Source organism: Mycolicibacterium novocastrense, from assembly GCF_001499835.1.
In the GTDB taxonomy this organism is placed as follows: domain Bacteria; phylum Actinomycetota; class Actinomycetes; order Mycobacteriales; family Mycobacteriaceae; genus Mycobacterium; species Mycobacterium novocastrense.
The window spans coordinates 1-15,647 of record NZ_LQIH01000024.1; the positions used below are offsets into that span (position 1 = coordinate 1).

19 protein-coding genes and 1 tRNA gene are annotated in these 15,647 nt (G+C 67.9%); 9 read left to right on the forward strand and 11 right to left on the reverse strand.

The genetic code is table 11. From position 1 onward, the window contains the following. Both AU072_RS17905 and AU072_RS17910 read left to right on the forward strand, forming a co-directional pair. Positions 1-1,179: HNH endonuclease signature motif containing protein (locus AU072_RS17905; protein WP_064415047.1), on the forward strand; the 1,179-nt coding region annotated here is incomplete at its 5' end. A gap of 239 nt (positions 1,180-1,418) precedes the next feature. After that, the gene (locus AU072_RS17910) at positions 1,419-2,618 is read left to right on the forward strand and encodes an IS481 family transposase (protein WP_064415048.1); all 1,200 of its coding nucleotides are present in this window, start codon (positions 1,419-1,421) and stop codon (positions 2,616-2,618) included. A gap of 24 nt (positions 2,619-2,642) precedes the next feature. Here AU072_RS17910 and AU072_RS17915 read toward each other — a convergent pair. From AU072_RS17915 to pgm, 3 genes are all read right to left on the reverse strand, one after another. Continuing rightward, positions 2,643-2,715: transfer RNA gene (locus tag AU072_RS17915), tRNA-Ala, on the reverse strand. 55 nt (positions 2,716-2,770) lie between these two features. After that, on the reverse strand, positions 2,771-4,063 hold the full coding sequence (locus AU072_RS17920) for an MFS transporter (protein ID WP_064415049.1): 1,293 nt from the start codon (positions 4,061-4,063) through the stop codon (positions 2,771-2,773). After that, positions 4,060-5,706, reverse strand: coding sequence for a phosphoglucomutase (alpha-D-glucose-1,6-bisphosphate-dependent) (gene pgm, locus AU072_RS17925; protein WP_064415050.1), 1,647 nt, complete (start codon positions 5,704-5,706; stop codon positions 4,060-4,062). Before pgm ends, AU072_RS17920 begins: the two co-directional genes overlap by 4 nt. Before the next feature lie 65 nt (positions 5,707-5,771). On the opposite strand from pgm, the gene crcB (AU072_RS17930) reads away from it, so the two are divergent. The 5 genes from crcB (AU072_RS17930) (at position 5,772) to mbtN (ending at position 9,588) form a co-directional block, all read left to right on the forward strand. After that, on the forward strand, positions 5,772-6,143 hold the full coding sequence (crcB, locus tag AU072_RS17930; RefSeq protein WP_064348955.1) for a fluoride efflux transporter CrcB: 372 nt from the start codon (positions 5,772-5,774) through the stop codon (positions 6,141-6,143). After that, positions 6,128-6,505 carry a fluoride efflux transporter CrcB gene (crcB, locus tag AU072_RS17935; RefSeq protein ID WP_064415051.1) on the forward strand — a complete coding sequence of 126 codons (378 nt, stop codon included), beginning with the start codon at positions 6,128-6,130 and terminating at the stop codon, positions 6,503-6,505. The genes crcB (AU072_RS17930) and crcB (AU072_RS17935) overlap by 16 nt, the downstream gene beginning before the upstream one ends. 64 nt (positions 6,506-6,569) lie before the next feature. Further along, the gene (locus tag AU072_RS17940; protein WP_082680925.1) at positions 6,570-6,839 is read left to right on the forward strand and encodes a mycobactin biosynthesis acyl carrier protein MbtL; all 270 of its coding nucleotides are present in this window, start codon (positions 6,570-6,572) and stop codon (positions 6,837-6,839) included. A 5-nt stretch (positions 6,840-6,844) separates the two neighbouring features. Next, positions 6,845-8,416 (forward strand): long-chain-fatty acid--ACP ligase MbtM, encoded by a 1,572-nt coding sequence (mbtM, locus tag AU072_RS17945; RefSeq protein ID WP_082680932.1) that lies wholly within the window; start codon positions 6,845-6,847, stop codon positions 8,414-8,416. Further along, a complete protein-coding gene (mbtN, locus tag AU072_RS17950; RefSeq protein WP_064415052.1) occupies positions 8,413-9,588 on the forward strand; it encodes a mycobactin biosynthesis acyl-ACP dehydrogenase MbtN in 1,176 nt (391 codons plus the stop codon). The genes mbtM and mbtN overlap by 4 nt, the downstream gene beginning before the upstream one ends. A gap of 10 nt (positions 9,589-9,598) precedes the next feature. On the opposite strand, the gene AU072_RS17955 is transcribed toward mbtN, so the two are convergent. Genes AU072_RS17955 through AU072_RS17965 form a run of 3 tightly spaced genes read right to left on the reverse strand, consistent with a single transcriptional unit; the run spans position 9,599 to position 11,378 of the window. Next, positions 9,599-10,222, reverse strand: coding sequence for a GNAT family N-acetyltransferase (locus tag AU072_RS17955; RefSeq protein WP_064415053.1), 624 nt, complete (start codon positions 10,220-10,222; stop codon positions 9,599-9,601). Between the two features lie 59 nt (positions 10,223-10,281). After that, on the reverse strand, positions 10,282-10,977 hold the full coding sequence (locus tag AU072_RS17960) for a proteasome protein (protein ID WP_064415054.1): 696 nt from the start codon (positions 10,975-10,977) through the stop codon (positions 10,282-10,284). A 32-nt stretch (positions 10,978-11,009) separates the two neighbouring features. Beyond that, entirely contained in the window at positions 11,010-11,378 is a 369-nt protein-coding gene (locus AU072_RS17965) for a DUF488 domain-containing protein (protein ID WP_064415055.1), read from the reverse strand. A 19-nt stretch (positions 11,379-11,397) separates the two neighbouring features. Here AU072_RS17965 and AU072_RS17970 point away from each other — a divergent pair, with 19 nt between their 5' ends. Then, entirely contained in the window at positions 11,398-11,592 is a 195-nt protein-coding gene (locus tag AU072_RS17970; protein ID WP_064348961.1) for a hypothetical protein, read from the forward strand. 3 nt (positions 11,593-11,595) lie between these two features. Here the strand turns inward: AU072_RS17970 and AU072_RS17975 are convergent, their stop codons facing one another. Beyond that, complete coding sequence (locus AU072_RS17975) at positions 11,596-12,129, reverse strand: TetR/AcrR family transcriptional regulator (protein ID WP_064415056.1); 534 nt, start codon at positions 12,127-12,129, stop codon at positions 11,596-11,598. Next, positions 12,113-12,565, reverse strand: coding sequence for an SRPBCC family protein (locus AU072_RS17980; RefSeq protein WP_064415057.1), 453 nt, complete (start codon positions 12,563-12,565; stop codon positions 12,113-12,115). Before AU072_RS17980 ends, AU072_RS17975 begins: the two co-directional genes overlap by 17 nt. 71 nt (positions 12,566-12,636) lie before the next feature. On the opposite strand from AU072_RS17980, the gene AU072_RS17985 reads away from it, so the two are divergent. Continuing rightward, a complete protein-coding gene (locus tag AU072_RS17985; RefSeq protein WP_064415058.1) occupies positions 12,637-13,353 on the forward strand; it encodes a TVP38/TMEM64 family protein in 717 nt (238 codons plus the stop codon). Here the strand turns inward: AU072_RS17985 and AU072_RS17990 are convergent. Genes AU072_RS17990 through AU072_RS18000 form a run of 3 tightly spaced genes read right to left on the reverse strand, consistent with a single transcriptional unit; the run spans position 13,350 to position 15,644 of the window. Then, positions 13,350-13,952 (reverse strand): carboxymuconolactone decarboxylase family protein, encoded by a 603-nt coding sequence (locus AU072_RS17990; protein ID WP_064415059.1) that lies wholly within the window; start codon positions 13,950-13,952, stop codon positions 13,350-13,352. The two genes, AU072_RS17985 and AU072_RS17990, sit on opposite strands and share 4 nt — an antisense overlap. A gap of 1 nt (position 13,953) precedes the next feature. After that, positions 13,954-14,817, reverse strand: a complete 864-nt coding sequence (locus tag AU072_RS17995; protein ID WP_064415060.1) for a TIGR03619 family F420-dependent LLM class oxidoreductase — start codon at positions 14,815-14,817, stop codon at positions 13,954-13,956. Beyond that, positions 14,814-15,644, reverse strand: coding sequence for a TauD/TfdA dioxygenase family protein (locus AU072_RS18000; RefSeq protein WP_064415061.1), 831 nt, complete (start codon positions 15,642-15,644; stop codon positions 14,814-14,816). Before AU072_RS18000 ends, AU072_RS17995 begins: the two co-directional genes overlap by 4 nt. Between the last annotated feature and the right edge of the window lie 3 nt (positions 15,645-15,647).

Below are 15,647 nucleotides of genomic sequence, written 5' to 3' on the forward strand. Positions count from 1 at the left end.
GTCGGCCCCAAGGAACTCAAGGACAGCGCCGATCTGACGCTGTTCTTGCTCGATCAGGACGGGCCCGAGCCCGATGAGGTCGAGCGCGCCCGCAAACGCGGGCTCACCAAGGCAAAACAGCGCTCCGATGCGATGATTGGGATTTCTGGGACGCTGACACCCGAAGCGTGGGCGGTGTGGGAGGTGATTTTCGCCAAGTACGCCGCACCGGGGATGTGCAATCTCGACGATCCCCAACCCTGCACATCGGGGACTCCGACGCAGGCCCAGATCGACAACGATCACCGCAGCCTGGCCCAGCGCCAACACGACGCGATGATCGCCGTCGGGCGCATCGCCTTGATGAGCGGTGAGCTCGGTCAGCTCAACGGGCTGCCGGTGTCGCTCATCATTCGCACCACCCTGCGGGAATTGGAATCACGGGCCGGGGTCGGCACCACCGGCGGCGGCACACTCATGCCCATCGCCGATGTGATCCGGCTGGCCGGCCACGCCAACCACTACCTGGCGGTCTTCGACGACGCGACCGGATCAGCCCTGGATCTGTTCCGCGCCAAACGAATCGCCACCCCGGCGCAGCGGATCATGCTCATCGCGCGCGATGGCGGCTGCACCAAACCGTGCTGCACCGTTGGCGCCTACGGCTGCCAAGTGCATCACGTGGAAGCCGACTGGTCCAAAGGCGGAAACACCAACGTCGACGAACTCGGCCTGGCCTGCGGAACCGACAACCGCAGCGTCGACGAAGACGGCGGCTGGACCACCCGGATGAACGAGCGCTGCGAGGTCGAATGGCTGCCCCCACCCGGACTCGACACCGGCCAGGCACGGCTGAACTACTACCACCGACCCGAACGGCTCCTGCGCCCACCCGAAGAACACGAAACCCACAGCCAGACAATCGACGACGACAACGCCGCGTCACGCGAACCCGATGATGGTGGCCGGACAGACGACACCGCCACGTCACCCGATGCTGCTGACGGCAGCCGGATAGTCGACAACGACACCGCTGCGTCGTCCGAACCCGATGACGGTGGCCGGATAGACGACACCGCTGCACCGTCCGAATCTGCTGACGACAGCCAGCCCGGCGAGACCCAATCGAGCGCCGCGCCACCCATCGACGGCGCAAGTGAACCCGGCGGGCCAGCGCCCCCCGGAGATCGGGCGGCCTGACGGCCGGCGCGAGAAAGTGCGGCATGCTCCGCCCATGTTCAGCGGGGTGCGTAAACAGCGTGCCTGCATTGAGCGCCAAGAAACGACGAAACCCGCCCCAACCGATGGTCGACGCGGGCTTTCGATCGAGTGGAGCTAAGGGTGTGTGAAACCACGACATAGGTGACGCATGAGTTGCGTCATGGGTTACACCTGGAACGACGGGTGATGAGTCGCGTCATAGGTGACAGTCGTGGTTCATGTCCAAGGCCCGTGTTGTGGTGTTAGAAGTTGTTTCTGGAAACCTCACGGTCAGCGCCGCTGCCCGTGCGTATGGCCTGTCTCGGCAACACATTCACCGGCTGCTCAGGCGCTATCGAGAAGGCGGTCTGGAAGCCGTGGACCCGCGGTCACGCCGACCGGTCAGCAACCCCCGCGCGGTCGCAGACGAGGTGATCATCGCCATCGTGAGGCTGCGTGAACAGCTCACCGACGACGGTCTGGACGCCGGACCCCTGACCCTGCAGTGGCATCTGGGCCAGCAGGGGCTGCACGTGCCGTCAACCTCGACGATCCGGCGCATCCTGCACCACCACGGACTGATCACCCCACAACCACGCAAGCGCCCCAAAAGTTCCTACCGCCGCTTTGCCGCCTCACAGCCCAACGAATGCTGGCAATCAGACTTCACCCACTGGCAGCTAGCCGACGGCACCGACAGCGAGATCTTGTCCTGGCTCGATGACCACTCCCGCTACCTGTTGACCTGCACCGCCTACCGGCGCATCGCCGGCGGTGATGTCGTGTCCAGCTTCACCTCCACCGCCGCCACCTACGGACTGCCCGCCTCCACATTGACTGACAACGGATCGGTCTACACATCGCGATTCACGCACGGCCACAACGACTTCGAACGACTCCTGGCCAGCCTGGGGGTCACCCAAAAGAACGGCCGCCCGGGCCATCCCCAAACCCAAGGCAAGATCGAACGCTTCCACCGAACCCTCAAACTCTGGCTCCGCGGGCGCCACCGACCCCCGAGCATCGCCGAGCTGCAATCACTGCTCGACACCTTCGCTGCGATCTACAACACCGAACGCCCCCACCGCGCCCACCATCCGCGCGCCACACCACAAACCGCCTACCACGCCCTGCCGAAAGCCACCCCCGACGGCGCCACCGAACACTTCCGCATTCGCCACGACACCGTCGACCAATTCGGCAAGCTCACCTTGCGCCACGGCAGCCGCCTACACCACCTGGGCATCGGCCGCGAACACGCCGCCACCCCCGTGCTGATCCTCGTGGCCACCCAAACTGTCACCGTCATCAGCAAAACCGGCCACCAGCTCATCGCCAGCCACACCATCGACCCCGACCGCAACTACTGGCGCAACCAACAGAAAAACCCCGGCCGATGGCCGGGGCAATCTGTAACCGATGACTCGACTCAGGTGTAACCCATGACGCGACTCATCACAGAGTGGAGCTAAGGGGACTCGAACCCCTGACCCCCACACTGCCAGTGTGGTGCGCTACCAGCTGCGCCATAGCCCCTGAAGTCGTGCCCATCGAAGTTACACCACCTGCCGGAAGCGCTCAAAATCGCTGGTTACGGGACTTCGCCACCGGCTTCCGGCCCGATCGCGCGCGCCGGCGTGTGCGCGGCGGGCCGGCCCCTTGTCTCCGGCGCGAACACCCATCCGAGCGCCGCCACCCCCAGGATCGCCCCACTGACCACGAACGCCCAGGCGTAGGACGTGCGCTCGGCGATCTGGCCCACCACCAGCGACCCGATGATCGAACCCAGGTCGGCCATCATCTGGAAGATCGCGACCGCGGTGCCGCCGCGCGCCTTGTTCCCGACGACGTCGGCCACCGCGGCCTGCTGCGGCGAGACGAAGATGCCCGTCGCCGCACCGGTGACGTACGCGGCGACCAGGAAGATCGGCAGCGACGTCGTGAAGCCGACGAGAATTGTCGCTACCGCGGACACCGTCAGCCCGACGATCAGCAGCGTGCGCCGCCCGATCCGATCGGACAGATAGCCGCTGGGGATCACCACCGAGACGTTGCCGATCGCGAATGTCGCCAGCGCCAGGCCCGCGGCACCCGCCCCGTAGCCGAGCCCCTCGACCACGAACAGCGGCACCAGCGCGATCCGCAACCCGAACGCCGCCCAGCCCGTGCTGAAGTTCGAGAACAACGCCGCCCGGTAGGCCCGGTGGCGCAGCACCTGACGCACCGAAACCGCCGCGCCCTCCGTCTCTTCGGGAGCCGCGAGCGTGCTGCCGCGCAGGCTGACGAACACCACGCCGGCCGCGACCAGCAGCGCCGCCCCGTAGATCACGAACGGCGCCGCCAACCCGAAACCCGCGGTGAGGCTTCCCAACACCGGGCCCCCCACTGAACCGACCAGGAACCCGGTCGAGAACAGGCCCGCCACCCGGCCGCGCGCGTTCTCCGGGGAGATCCGGATCATCAGGCCCAGCGACGACACCGTGAACATCGCCGAGCCCAGCCCGCCGAGCGAGCGGAACGCCAGCAGCTGCCAGTACGTCTGCGCGAACGCGCACGCCGCCGTCGACAGCGCGACGATGATCAGCCCGCTGATGTAGACGCGACGCTCCCCCAGCCGCTGTACCAGCAGCCCGGCGGGCGGCGCGGCGATCAACCGCATCAACGCGAACGCCGTGATGACGAACGTCGCCGCGCTGATGCTCACCCCGAAGTGACGCGCGTACTGCGGCAAAACGGGCGCCACCACGCCGTAGCCGAGCGCCACCACGACGTTGGCACCGACGAGCAGCCAGACCTCGCGCGGGAGCTTCGGCTTGGCTTCCGCCTGGTCGGCCGCCGCCGCGTCGGGCCCCGTCGAGCTGTCGCCCTCCGGTTCAGAACTCACCCGATGACCCTATTGACCACCTCGCGCGCCGCTTCCTGCACCTCGGCCAGGTGCTCGGGCCCCTTGAACGACTCGGCATAGATCTTGTACACGTCCTCGGTGCCCGACGGCCGCGCCGCGAACCACGCGTTCTCCGTCGTCACCTTCAGCCCGCCCAGCGGTGCGCCGTTGCCCGGTGCGGTCGTCAGCTTCGCCGTGATCGGCTCGCCCGCCAGCTCGGTCGCCGAGACCTCCTCCGCCGACAGCTTGGCCAGCCGCGCCTTCTGCTCGCGGCCTGCGGGCGCATCGACGCGGGCATACGTTGGGGCGCCGTACTTCTCGGCCAACTTGGCATAGCGCTGCGACGGCGTCTCACCCGTCACCGCCAAGATCTCCGAGGCCAGCAGCGCGAGGATTATGCCGTCCTTGTCGGTCGTCCACACCGACCCGTCTTGGCGCAGGAACGACGCACCCGCGCTTTCCTCACCGCCGAAACCGATTGTTCCGCTGAGTAATCCGTCAACGAACCACTTGAACCCGACCGGCACCTCAACCAGCTCGCGGCCCAGCCCGGCGACCACCCGGTCGATGATCGACGAACTGACCACCGTCTTGCCGACCGCGGTCGACGCCGGCCACGACGGCCGGTGCGAGAACAGGTAGTCGATCGCAACGGCCAAGTAGTGGTTGGGGTTGAGCAGCCCGCCGTCGGGGGTGACGATCCCATGCCGGTCGGAGTCCGCGTCGTTTCCGGTGGCGATCTGATAAGCGTCGGGGTTGGCACTCATCGTCCGAAGCAGGCCGGCCATTGCGTTCGGCGAGCTGCAGTCCATCCGGATCTTGCCGTCGGTGTCCAACGTCATGAACCGCCACGTCGCGTCGACGAGCGGGTTGACCACCGTGAGATCGAGGTTATGGCGTTCGGCGATCGCGCCCCAGTAGTCGACGCTGGCGCCGCCGAGCGGGTCGGCGCCGATGCGGATCTTCTCGGCGCTGATCGCGTGCAGGTCGACGACGTTGGGTAGATCGGCGACATAGGCGTCGAGGTAGTCGTGGCGGTGCGCGGTCTGGCGCGCCCGGGCCAGCGGCACCCGCTTGACCCCTTTGAGCCCGTCGCGCAACAGTTCGTTGGCCCGTTTGGCGATCGCACCCGTGGCGTCGGTGTCCGCGGGCCCCCCGTTGGGCGGGTTGTACTTGAACCCGCCGTCTCGTGGCGGGTTGTGCGACGGCGTGACGACGATCCCGTCGGCCAGATCGCCCTCCCGACCCCGGTTGAACGTCAGGATCGCGTGACTGATCGCAGGCGTCGGCGTATACCGATCGGCCGAATCAATCATCGCGACAACGTCATTGGCGGCCAGCACCTCCAACGCCGACACCCAGGCCGGCTCGGAGAGCGCATGGGTGTCGCGACCGATGAACAGCGGACCGGTGATGCCCTGAGCGGCGCGGTACTCGACGATCGCCTGCGTGGTGGCCACGATGTGCGCCTCGTTGAACGCCGCGTCGAGGCTGGAACCGCGATGCCCCGAGGTGCCGAACACCACCTGCTGATCGACGTTGTCGGGGTCGGGCTCGCGGGTGTAGTACGCCGTCACCACCGAAGCGATGTCGATGAGATCCTCGGGCTGCGCCGGCTGACCGGCTCGGGGGTTGGGCGCCATGAACCCGATTCTGCTCCTTGCCGTCATGCGGCGTCTCATGAGCCACCCGGGCCATACTGACCCTCGTGCTTGGTTACGACGGCCGCGAGCTGCTTGCCGTGTTCGTCGGCGGCGCGCTGGGCACCCTCGCGCGCGCCGCGATCGAGACACTGGTCGCGCCCGAACCCGGGCACTGGCCGTGGCCGACATTCGCCGTGAACATCGTCGGCGCGTTCGTCTTGGGATACGTCGCCACCCGACTCCCCGACGACAGCTACCGTCGGCCCCTGCTCGGAACGGGGTTCTGCGGCGGGCTGACGACCTTCTCGACGATGCAGGTCGAGATCCTCAGGATGATCGAACGCGAGCATTTCGCGCTGGCGGCCGGATACGCGTCGGCCAGCATCGTCGTCGGCCTCGCGGCCGCCTGGCTGGCATCGGAATGGGCACGGAGATGACGGTCGCGGTGTGGCTGGGTGTCGCGGTCCTCGGCGGAGTCGGGGCGGTGCTGCGCTTCCTCGTCGACCGCACTGTGTCACACCGGCTGAGCGGGGCGTTCCCTTCGGGCATCTTCGTCGTCAACATCTCCGGCGCGCTGGTGCTCGGCCTGCTCGCAGGCCTCGAACTGGGCCCCACCACCGCGCTGCTTGCCGGTGTCGCGCTCCTCGGCGCGTACACGACATTCTCGACGTGGATGCTGCAGACGCTCGAACTCGGCACAGACCGCCGGGTCGGACTCGCGATCGCGAACATCGTCGTCAGCCTGGCCCTCGGCATCGCCGCCGCCGCGTTGGGATGGTGGATCGGAATGCGGCTGTGAGATTGTCCGCGAGCAGCGGGGTAAGCCTAGCCTTACCTGATCCGACGTAGTACCGTCGCGTGCCGTGAACCCGTCTACTCCAGAAGCCGTCAGCCTCGCGCTGGCCGAGATCCTGCGCGACGACATGAACGTCGATGTCCGACGAGTCACCCGCGACTCCCGCTTGATCGACGACGTCGGCCTCGACTCGGTCGCGTTCGCGGTGGGGATGGTGGCCATCGAGGATCGGCTGGGCGTGGCGCTGAGCGAAGAGGACCTGCTCAGCTGCGACACGGTCGGCGACCTGGAAGCGGCCATCCTGGCCAAATCGGCTGCCACATCCACGAACTCGTGACCGAACTGGCCGCAGCCCTGTCGGCGGCGATGTCGGGGGCGCCGACCGAGTTGGCCGTCCTCGACACGGAAACCGGCCAGTGGGCACATCATCCGTGGCCCGAGGTCCACGCGCGGGCCGAAAACGTTGCCGAGCGGATCACCGACGACGAGGCCAACGCCGTCGGCCTGATCGGCGATCCGACCGTTGAGTTCATCGCCGCCATTCCGGGTGCGTTCTTCGCCGGCGCCGGGTTGTCGATCCTGCCCGGACCGATCCGGCGCGCCGATCCCGACCAGTGGGCGCAGACGACGCTGGACCGGCTCGCCTCCATCGGCGTGACGACGGTATTCAGCCACGGCACCGAACTGGCGTTGTTGCGCAAGCACTCCGACGCGATCGCCGTTCACGACCTCCTCGAAGTCGGCCACTCGCGCCGCTCCACAACCTTCCGCGGACCCGACACCGCGGACGTCGCGATTCTGCAGGGCACGGCGGGGTCGACGGGAACGCCTCGTACGGCGCAGATCTCGCCGGCCGCGTCGCTGGCGAATCTGCGGGGGCTCATCGAGCGGGTCAACGTCAACGGCCGCTCCCGACTGCACAGTTGGCTGCCGATCTACCACGACATGGGATTGGCCTTCCTCCTGACCGCCACGCTGGGCCAGGCCGACCTGTGGCAGGCCCCGACTTCGGCATTCGCCGCGTCCCCGTTCAACTGGCTTCAGTGGCTGATGGACAGCAAAGCCACCATGACCGCCGCGCCGAACATGGCCTTCAACCTGATCGGCAAGTACGCGGGCCACCTCGAGGACCTCGACCTCAGCCACCTCGGTTTCACGCTCAACGGCGGAGAACCGGTGGACTGCGCCGGCTATCAGCGCTTCGCCGACGGGATGGCCCGGTTCGGGTTCAACCCGAACTCGCTGGCCCCGTCCTACGGGTTGGCCGAATCCACTTGTGCGGTGAGCGTTCCCGTGCCCTTCACCGGGCTTCGCGTCGACGATGTCCAGGTGATCACCGACGGTAGCGAGACCAACCGCCGCTTTGCCGTGCTCGGCCATGCGATCCCCGGTATGGAGATCCGCATCAACACCGACGCCGAGCACACCACCGAGGTGACCGGTCGCGAGGTCGGTGAGGTCGAGGTCCGCGGCACGTCGCTGATGACCGGATACGTCGGCGAGGCCCCGATCGACCGGAACGCATGGCTGCCCACCGGCGATCTGGGCTATCTCACCGACGACGGACTGGTCGTCTGCGGCCGGGCCAAGGAACTCATCACGGTGGCGGGTCGCAACGTGTTCCCCAATGAGATCGAGCGCATCGCAGGCGAGATCGACGGTGTCCGTGACGGTTGTGTGGTGGCCGTCGGAACCGGCGAGTCCTCGGCGCGGCCCGGGTTGGTGATCGCCGCGGAGTTCAAGGGCGAGGACGAACCCAGCGCCCGGAGCCAGATCGTGGCCCGTGTCGCATCGCACTGCGGCGTGGTGCCCGCCGACGTGGTGTTCCTCAAACCCGGTGCGCTGCCCCGCACCTCGTCGGGCAAGCTGCGCCGGCTCGAAGTCAAGCGCACATTGGAGGGAGCAAGCCGATGACGGCCACTGCCGAAGCGCCGGACGCACCGCCGATCGAGGACTACCGCGACCTGCTCGAGCGGGTGTTCGACGACCGCGTCACCGCCTGGACGGCCGAAGCCGAAGAGACGGAACGATTCCCGCGGAAACTCATCGAGTACCTCGGCGAGTCCGGGGTGTTCGCCGGCAAGTGGCCACCCGGACAACAGCACCCCGACGTCGCGAAGGTCATCGAGCTCGCTCGCAAGCTGGGTGGGCTGGGCTCGGCCGGTATCGGGGTTGGTGTGGGTCTGCACGACTCGGCGATCGCGATCCTGCGCCGCTTCGGCAAGTCGGATTACCTGAAGGAGATCGCGGAGCAGGCGATCCGCGGTGAGACCGTGCTGTGCATCGGCGCCTCCGAGCAGTCCGGCGGATCCGACCTGCAGATCGTGGGCACCGAAGTGCGTTCTGTGCGTGATGGTTTCGCAGTCAAGGGCGTCAAGAAGTTCGTCTCGCTGTCCCCCATCGCCGACCACGTCATGTGCGTGGCCCGCAGCGTCGACCACGATCCGGACAGCAAGCACGGCAGTGTCGTGGTGATCGCCGTCCCGCTCGCGCAGTGTGAGATCCAGACGCCGTACCGCAAGGTCGGCGCAGGCCCCCTCGACACCGCCGCCGTGCACATCGACACCTGGGTGCCCGCCGAGGCTCTGGTCGCGCGCGCGGGCATCGGGCTGGCCGCCATCTCCTGGGGGTTGGCTCAGGAGCGGATGTCGGTGGCCGGCCTGGTGTCGACGTCGGCGCAGCGGGTCATCGGAATCACCCAGGCGCGCATGATGGTTCGCAAGCAGTTCGGTAACAGCCTGTGGGAGCATCAGGCGCTGCGGCTGCGGATGGCCGATTTGCAGGCACGCGTGGACATGCTGCGCTTCGCGCTCGACGGGATCGCCGCGACCGGAAGGCTCGACCTCCGTACCGCCGCCGCGATGAAGGTCAACGCCGCGCGCCTCGGCGAAGAGGTGATGAACGAGTGCATGCACCTCTTCGGCGGGTCCGGCTATCTCGTCGAGGAGACTCCGCTCGGAAGATGGTGGCGCGACATGAAACTGGCCCGGGTCGGCGGGGGCACCGACGAGGTGCTGTGGGAGCTGGTCGCGGCCGGGATGAAGCCCGACCACGACGGTTACGCGGAGTTCAACCAGCTGCCCTGATGGCGCTGGGCTACGGCGCGTCGGCGGGTGTGCGCGGCAGTGCGTACAGCGCCATACGCCGGTTCGACATGTCGTGCTCCCCCAGGAACTCGCAGCCGGCGTGTTCGCAGACGTCGCGCGCGCCCTTGTTCCGGTGGTCCGGGTCGAACATGATGCGGCGGCACTGCGGGTCGAGCTCGAAGATGTTGGCGGTCAACCGCGGCAACAGGATCGGCGCGATACCGCGGTTGACGAAGCGCAACTCCGCGATCGCCGCGTGCATCCCGATGTCATGGGGGTCGGCGTCGTAGCGCGGTGCGATCGAATCCTTGGCGGCCCGGTACAACTCGATGTAGACGAACGGTTGCCCCCGGAAAAAGCCGACGAACGGCCTGGAGTATTCGCCCGCCAACTGCGCGGTCAGGTACCGGTGCCACCGCTGCGGCGGCCAGTCGTATTCCCACGCCTCCACCAGATGCGGGCGGTTCATCCACTCCGAGATCATCTCCGCGTCCGCGTCCGGGTCGGCCAGCCGAATGAGGTATGGCTCGGCGAGCACCGGCGTGGGCGGCGCCGCGACCTCACGTACCGCGTCGGAGATGTCGGTCAGCTCCCGCGGAAGTACGGGCGAGGGTGCATCGTCGATCTCGGTCATCGCCCGCCGAGCCTACCGGACCGACTAAGGCAAGACTTACCTTCCTCTACCTGCGGCACTCAGCGGAACAGGTCGTCGAGGGCCCGCCCTTCGAGTTCGGTCCACCGGTGCACAGTGCGTCGTACCTCGGCGACCGCTTCTTCGTCGAGATGATGGGCGCCGTCGGGGGTGATTCGGCAGATGTCCATGGGCCCACCGACGCTGGGCGACGACGCATCCAGCGCGTCGAGCACCCGCAGCGCGGCCACCACGCCGTAGTCGACGCTGCGTTCACCCATCTCGAAGTGCGCCAGAAGCGCATGGGCCTGTTGGGCCATCGGAGACCCGCTGCCCACCGCGTGGAAGCCGATCTCCTCGTAGTGCCCGATCAGCCCGTGCGGATCGATGTCGACGATGAACGGCTCGCCGTTCGCGTAGCCCGCCGCCAGTACGTAGGTCGCCGGAGTGGCGCCCGGCTTACCCTCCGGCACGTCTTCGATGAAGTTCTCGTAGTGGTGTTTGAGCACGGGCAGCACGCGGCCCTGAAGGGCGTGGCCGATGTCGGGGGCTTCGACGATCGCGTCCGGTTCGTTGGTGAAGATCTGCTCGAGGTCGTAGAGCACCGCGCGCGACCCGCTACCGCCCCACGCGGCGTACTTGCCGAGAGGGTGGAGCTTTTGGGCCGGGTAGCTCAGGCCGCGCTCGGGATCGGTGATCTGCGAATCGGAGGCCATCGCGACGCCGTCGGCGCAGCGGATGGCGAGAACGACGGTCATCGCGACTGTTTCGACGGCATGCGCCGATCGTCTCACGCCGCTCGGGTCAGCAGGTCTCGAAGGACCGCGGCGTGGCTGGCCTCCACGTCGCGGGTGGCGGTCACCAACACCACCGGCCCTTGGGCGAGCAGGCTGCGGAGTTCATCGAGCGCCTGGAGGCCGTCCCCGGTTTCCAGTTCGGCCGTGTAGCGGGCGACGAACTCGTCGAACCGTTCCGGCCGGTGCGAATACCAGCGCCGCAGTTCGGTCGACGGCGCCACCGCCCGCAGCCACCGACCGGCCCGCGGATCGTCCTTGCGGAATCCTCGCGGCCACAGCCGATCCACCAGAACCCGGGTGCCGTCGTCGTCACCGGGCGGGTCATAGACGCGTGCCACCTCGACGCTTGGCCGGCCACCCATGCGGTGAGATGGTAGGGGCATGGCGGAGGACCGGGTGGCGGATCTGCAGCGATGGCAGGATTCGGGCGCCGTCTGGGAGGTCCGGATGCGACGCGAAGGCAGCGTGACCGTCGCGCTGCTGAGCTGCGACGGCGGCGAAGAGGTCGACGTGTTCACCTCCGAGGACCCCCGGCTGCTCGCGTTCATCGGCGAGCGCCGAAGCAGTCAAGACTGAACTTCACCGACGGCGGATCAGGTCGGCGAACGCCGCGGCGGCGGTGTCGACACCGTCAAGGTCCTCCGTGGCGACCAGGTCCAGCAGCAGGCCGCGCGCCACCGCGAGGCCGAGGCGCATCATCGCCGGGTCGGCCGTGCCACTCGGATCGTGCGCCAGCCAGTCCTCGACCGCGGTGGGCAGCATCCGGGCGAACGGTTGCTCACCCTGCACTCCGCGGGCGTAGCACTCGAAGAACAGCCGCTCGAACGGTCGCAGCTCCGGGCGCCGCAGGTTCGCCCACATCGCAGCGACGGCCTCGGCCGGATCCGCGGGCAACTCACTTGCCATCGCCATCTGGCGTTGCTCGACCTCGCCGACGATCGCCAGCAGCAGCTCGTCGCGAGATCCGAAGTGGTGTAGCAGCATGCGATGGCTGGTGCCGACCGCCGCCGCGAGATCGCGCAACGACCGGTCGCCGATGCCGTTGCGCGAGACCTCCGCGACGACCCCGTCCAGCAGTTCCTGGCGACGCTGAAGATCAGGAGGCCGGGCCATCGAGCCGATGCAACTGCTCGCAGCGCGCCTTCAGACCCTCGGCCTCGAGCTCCAGATAGCGCTGGGTCATCGAGCGCATCAGGAGTCCGACCACCGCCCCGACCGGGCCGCGCTGTTCGAGCCGTTGGTGGATCCGAGTCCGCGGCGGCGAAGCGCGCACGGGGGTGACGTCGTGGCGAGCCACCGTGAGCCCGCCGGGTGAGCGCTGCACCCACGTCCACGACGTGGGTGGCGTCACCTCGGTGACCTCCCACACCAACTTCGGCATGCGGGGTTGCTTGATCTCGAACCGGTTGCCCACGACCAGATCTCGATCGTCGAGCGCCACGAGCCGAGTTACCGAGGCGGTCCACTCCGGCCAGCGCTCGACATCGCTGAACACCTCCCACACGGCGGCGGCGGGTGCGTCGATCTCGGCACCACACTCGGTAATCATGTACCAAATGGTACATCCACGTCGCCGGTCGGGGAAGGGGCGTCCAGCGAGTACGGCAAGATTGCCTGGACATGACCCTCAGCGACCGCCCCGTCACCCGCCGGTGGCACATCCTCCGACTCGTGCTGTTCGCGGCGTTCCTGCTCGGGTTGTTCTACCTGGTCGCCGTCACCGGTGTGATCGACGTCGACCACGTCCGCCGCACCGTGGCCTCCACCGGCCCCGTCGCACCGCTGGTCTATGTCGTGGTGTCGGGACTGCTCGGCGCGGTGTTCGTGCCCGGACCGATCCTCGCCGCCGCCAGCGGGGTGCTGTTCGGTCCGGTCGTCGGCACGTTCGCCACCCTCGGCGCGACGGTCACCACCGCGTGCGTCACCAGCCTGCTCGGCAGGCGGGCCGGACGCGACAGCGCGCGGGCACTCCTGGGTGAGGAGCGTGCGACGCGTCTCGACGCTCTCATCGCGCGGGGCGGGCTGTGGGCCGTCGTCGGCCAGCGTTTCGTTCCCGGCATCTCCGATGCGCTCGCGTCCTACGCCTTCGGTGCGTTCGGAGTCCCGTTGTGGCAGATGGCCGTCGGCGCATTCATCGGGTCTGTTCCCCGCGCGTTCGTGTACACGGCGCTGGGGGCCTCGATTTCGGATCTGAATTCGCCGCTGACCTATGTCGCGATCGCAGTGTGGTGTGCCACCGGGATCGTGGGTGCGTTCGCCGCGCACCGGGGTGTGCGCAGCTGGCGCCGGGCCCGGCGCGCTGACAGCGAACCGGCACCCGAAGCCGAGGAGTTCTAGTCCGGAAGCGTCGCGCTGCCGGGCGGCGGGGCGAGCTGCCAGGTGTCGCAGGCCATCGCGAGCATCGCGTAGGTGCCGACGACGAAGATCAGCTCCATCGCCTGGTGGGTGCCGAGTTCGTCGACGAGACGGCGCCACGCGTCGGGTGTGGCCCGGCCGCGGGCGAGCAACTCGTCGGTCGTCTCGAGCACCAGGCGGTCCACTCCGTCGAACTCGGCGTTACCGCGGGCGATCCGGGCTATCTCGTCATCCGAGAGGCCGCCACTCTTGGCGATCTTGACGTGCTCACCCCAGAAGAACGACGAGCGCCGCGCATGCGCGAGCCGCAACACCGCCAGCTCGCGCAGCCGCAGCGGCAGCTCGCCCCGCTGTAGCAGAAACGCGTTGTAGCCGAGGAACTTCTGTGCCATCTTCGGGTGCCGAGCCAGCACCCCGATGATGTCGAAGTTGAGCGGATCCCTGGGCTCCCCCGAGCCGGCCCGTGGAACGTCGTCGCCTGGAACCCCCATCAGCGCGCCGACGGCGCCGTACTCGTCCTCGCCCCATTCGTCGGCGGTCAGCGGCATCAGCAGCGGATGGCCCGCGGTGTCTTGCGTCATGTCACCTCCCGTTGTCTTCGCTGTGCAGTTCCGCGAGTGCGTGGATCTGCTCGAGGTAGTGCTCGAGCGAGCGGTGGACGAATCGCGCGGACACGGTCGTCGTGCCCGCGGCTGCCATCGCGCGCAAGGCTTCCCGCGTCGCCTCGGGGTTGTCGACAGGGTCGAGCGGACGGTCGGCGGCCAGCACGACCTCGAAGCCGGGCGGCACCTCGCGCGCCTTGAGCCAGTCCCCCGCGGTCGCGACCGAGATACCGAACGGCGCCCAACCTTCGGCGAGTGTGAGTGCGCGCCGCAGCGACCGCTTGGTCCGGCCGCCCACCCAGATCGGCATATGGGGCTGCAGTGCGCACGGGTCGACGATCAGGCCGCCGAACGAGTAGTACTCGCCGTCGTAGGAGGGTTCATTGCTGGTCAGCGCGGCACGCAGGGCGCGCAGCGCGTCGTCGGCGCGCGGACCGCGATCTTCGAACGGCGCGCCGAGGAGGTCGAACTCCTCCTTGAGCGAGCCGACGCCAACCCCGAGGATGAGACGGCCGCGACTGACGTGATCCAGTGTCCCGTAACGCTTCACAATGGCCAGCGGATGGTGATATCCGAGCACCAGCGTCATGGTGGCGAGCCGGATCCGTTCGGTGCGGGCCGCCACGTATCCCAACGTGGCAAGCGGATCCCAGTACCTGGCGCCGCGCCGCCCGGCCTCCGATGCCGGGATGCCGATGTGCTCGCTGCAGGTCAGGTGGTGATAGCCGAGCCTGTCGGCGGCTTCGGCGACGCGCCCGATGTCCTCGACTCCCGCGTCGCGCTCCCACGTCAATGCCGCCCCGGCGACGTTGGTGACGACCGGTGTCGCGATGCCCAGCTTCAATTCAGTGGCTCTTCACCCGCCAGGATGGTGCGGTGCATGAGCCGACCACTGTCGGCGGCGTAGGGCAGGGCGCGGTGCATGGTGCCCGTGTTGTCCCAGATCAGCAGGTCGCCGACCGCCCACTCGTGCCGATAGACGTATTGCGGCTGGGTGGCCCAATCACGAAGCCGCGCAAGCAGAGCGCGGCTCTGTTCGACGGGCATGCCGACGACGTAGTCGGCGGTCGCGCCGAGCAGCAGCGACTTGCGGCCGGACTGGTGCGTCCACACGATGGGGCACGCCTTGGTCGGCGACTTCTGCCAGAACGCGATCTCGTCGTAACTCATCTCGGGTGTCACATAGTACTGAGACCGCTCGGCGCTGTGCACGACTCGAAGATCGGCGATGAGGTCCTTGTCGGACTGCGGCAGATCGTCGTACGCGGCGTAGGTGTTGCAGAACTCCGTATCGCCCCCGGTGTCAGAGAGTTTCACCGCTCGCAGCAGCGTGGCCAGGTTCGGATACGGCTGCAGGGAGCCGTCGAAGTGCCAGAACAACGAGCCCTTCAGGTATTTAGCACGCTGGTTGACGTTCTCGTCGAGGGAGATCTTGTAGATCCCGTCCTCGCCCTCATTGGCGACGACGGTACCCAGCGTTGCGGCGATCGCGACCTGCTGCTCGTCGCTGATCTGCAACCCGCGGAAGAACACCACGCCGCGCTGTTCGAGTGTGTCCCTGATCTTCTCGGCGGCGCGCCCGCTCAGCAGAGTCTCGAGGTCGGTTCTGATCTCGCTGCCGATCCGGGGAGTCCGGTCGACGATGTCGAGTTGTGCGGAGGTCAGGCTCACGGT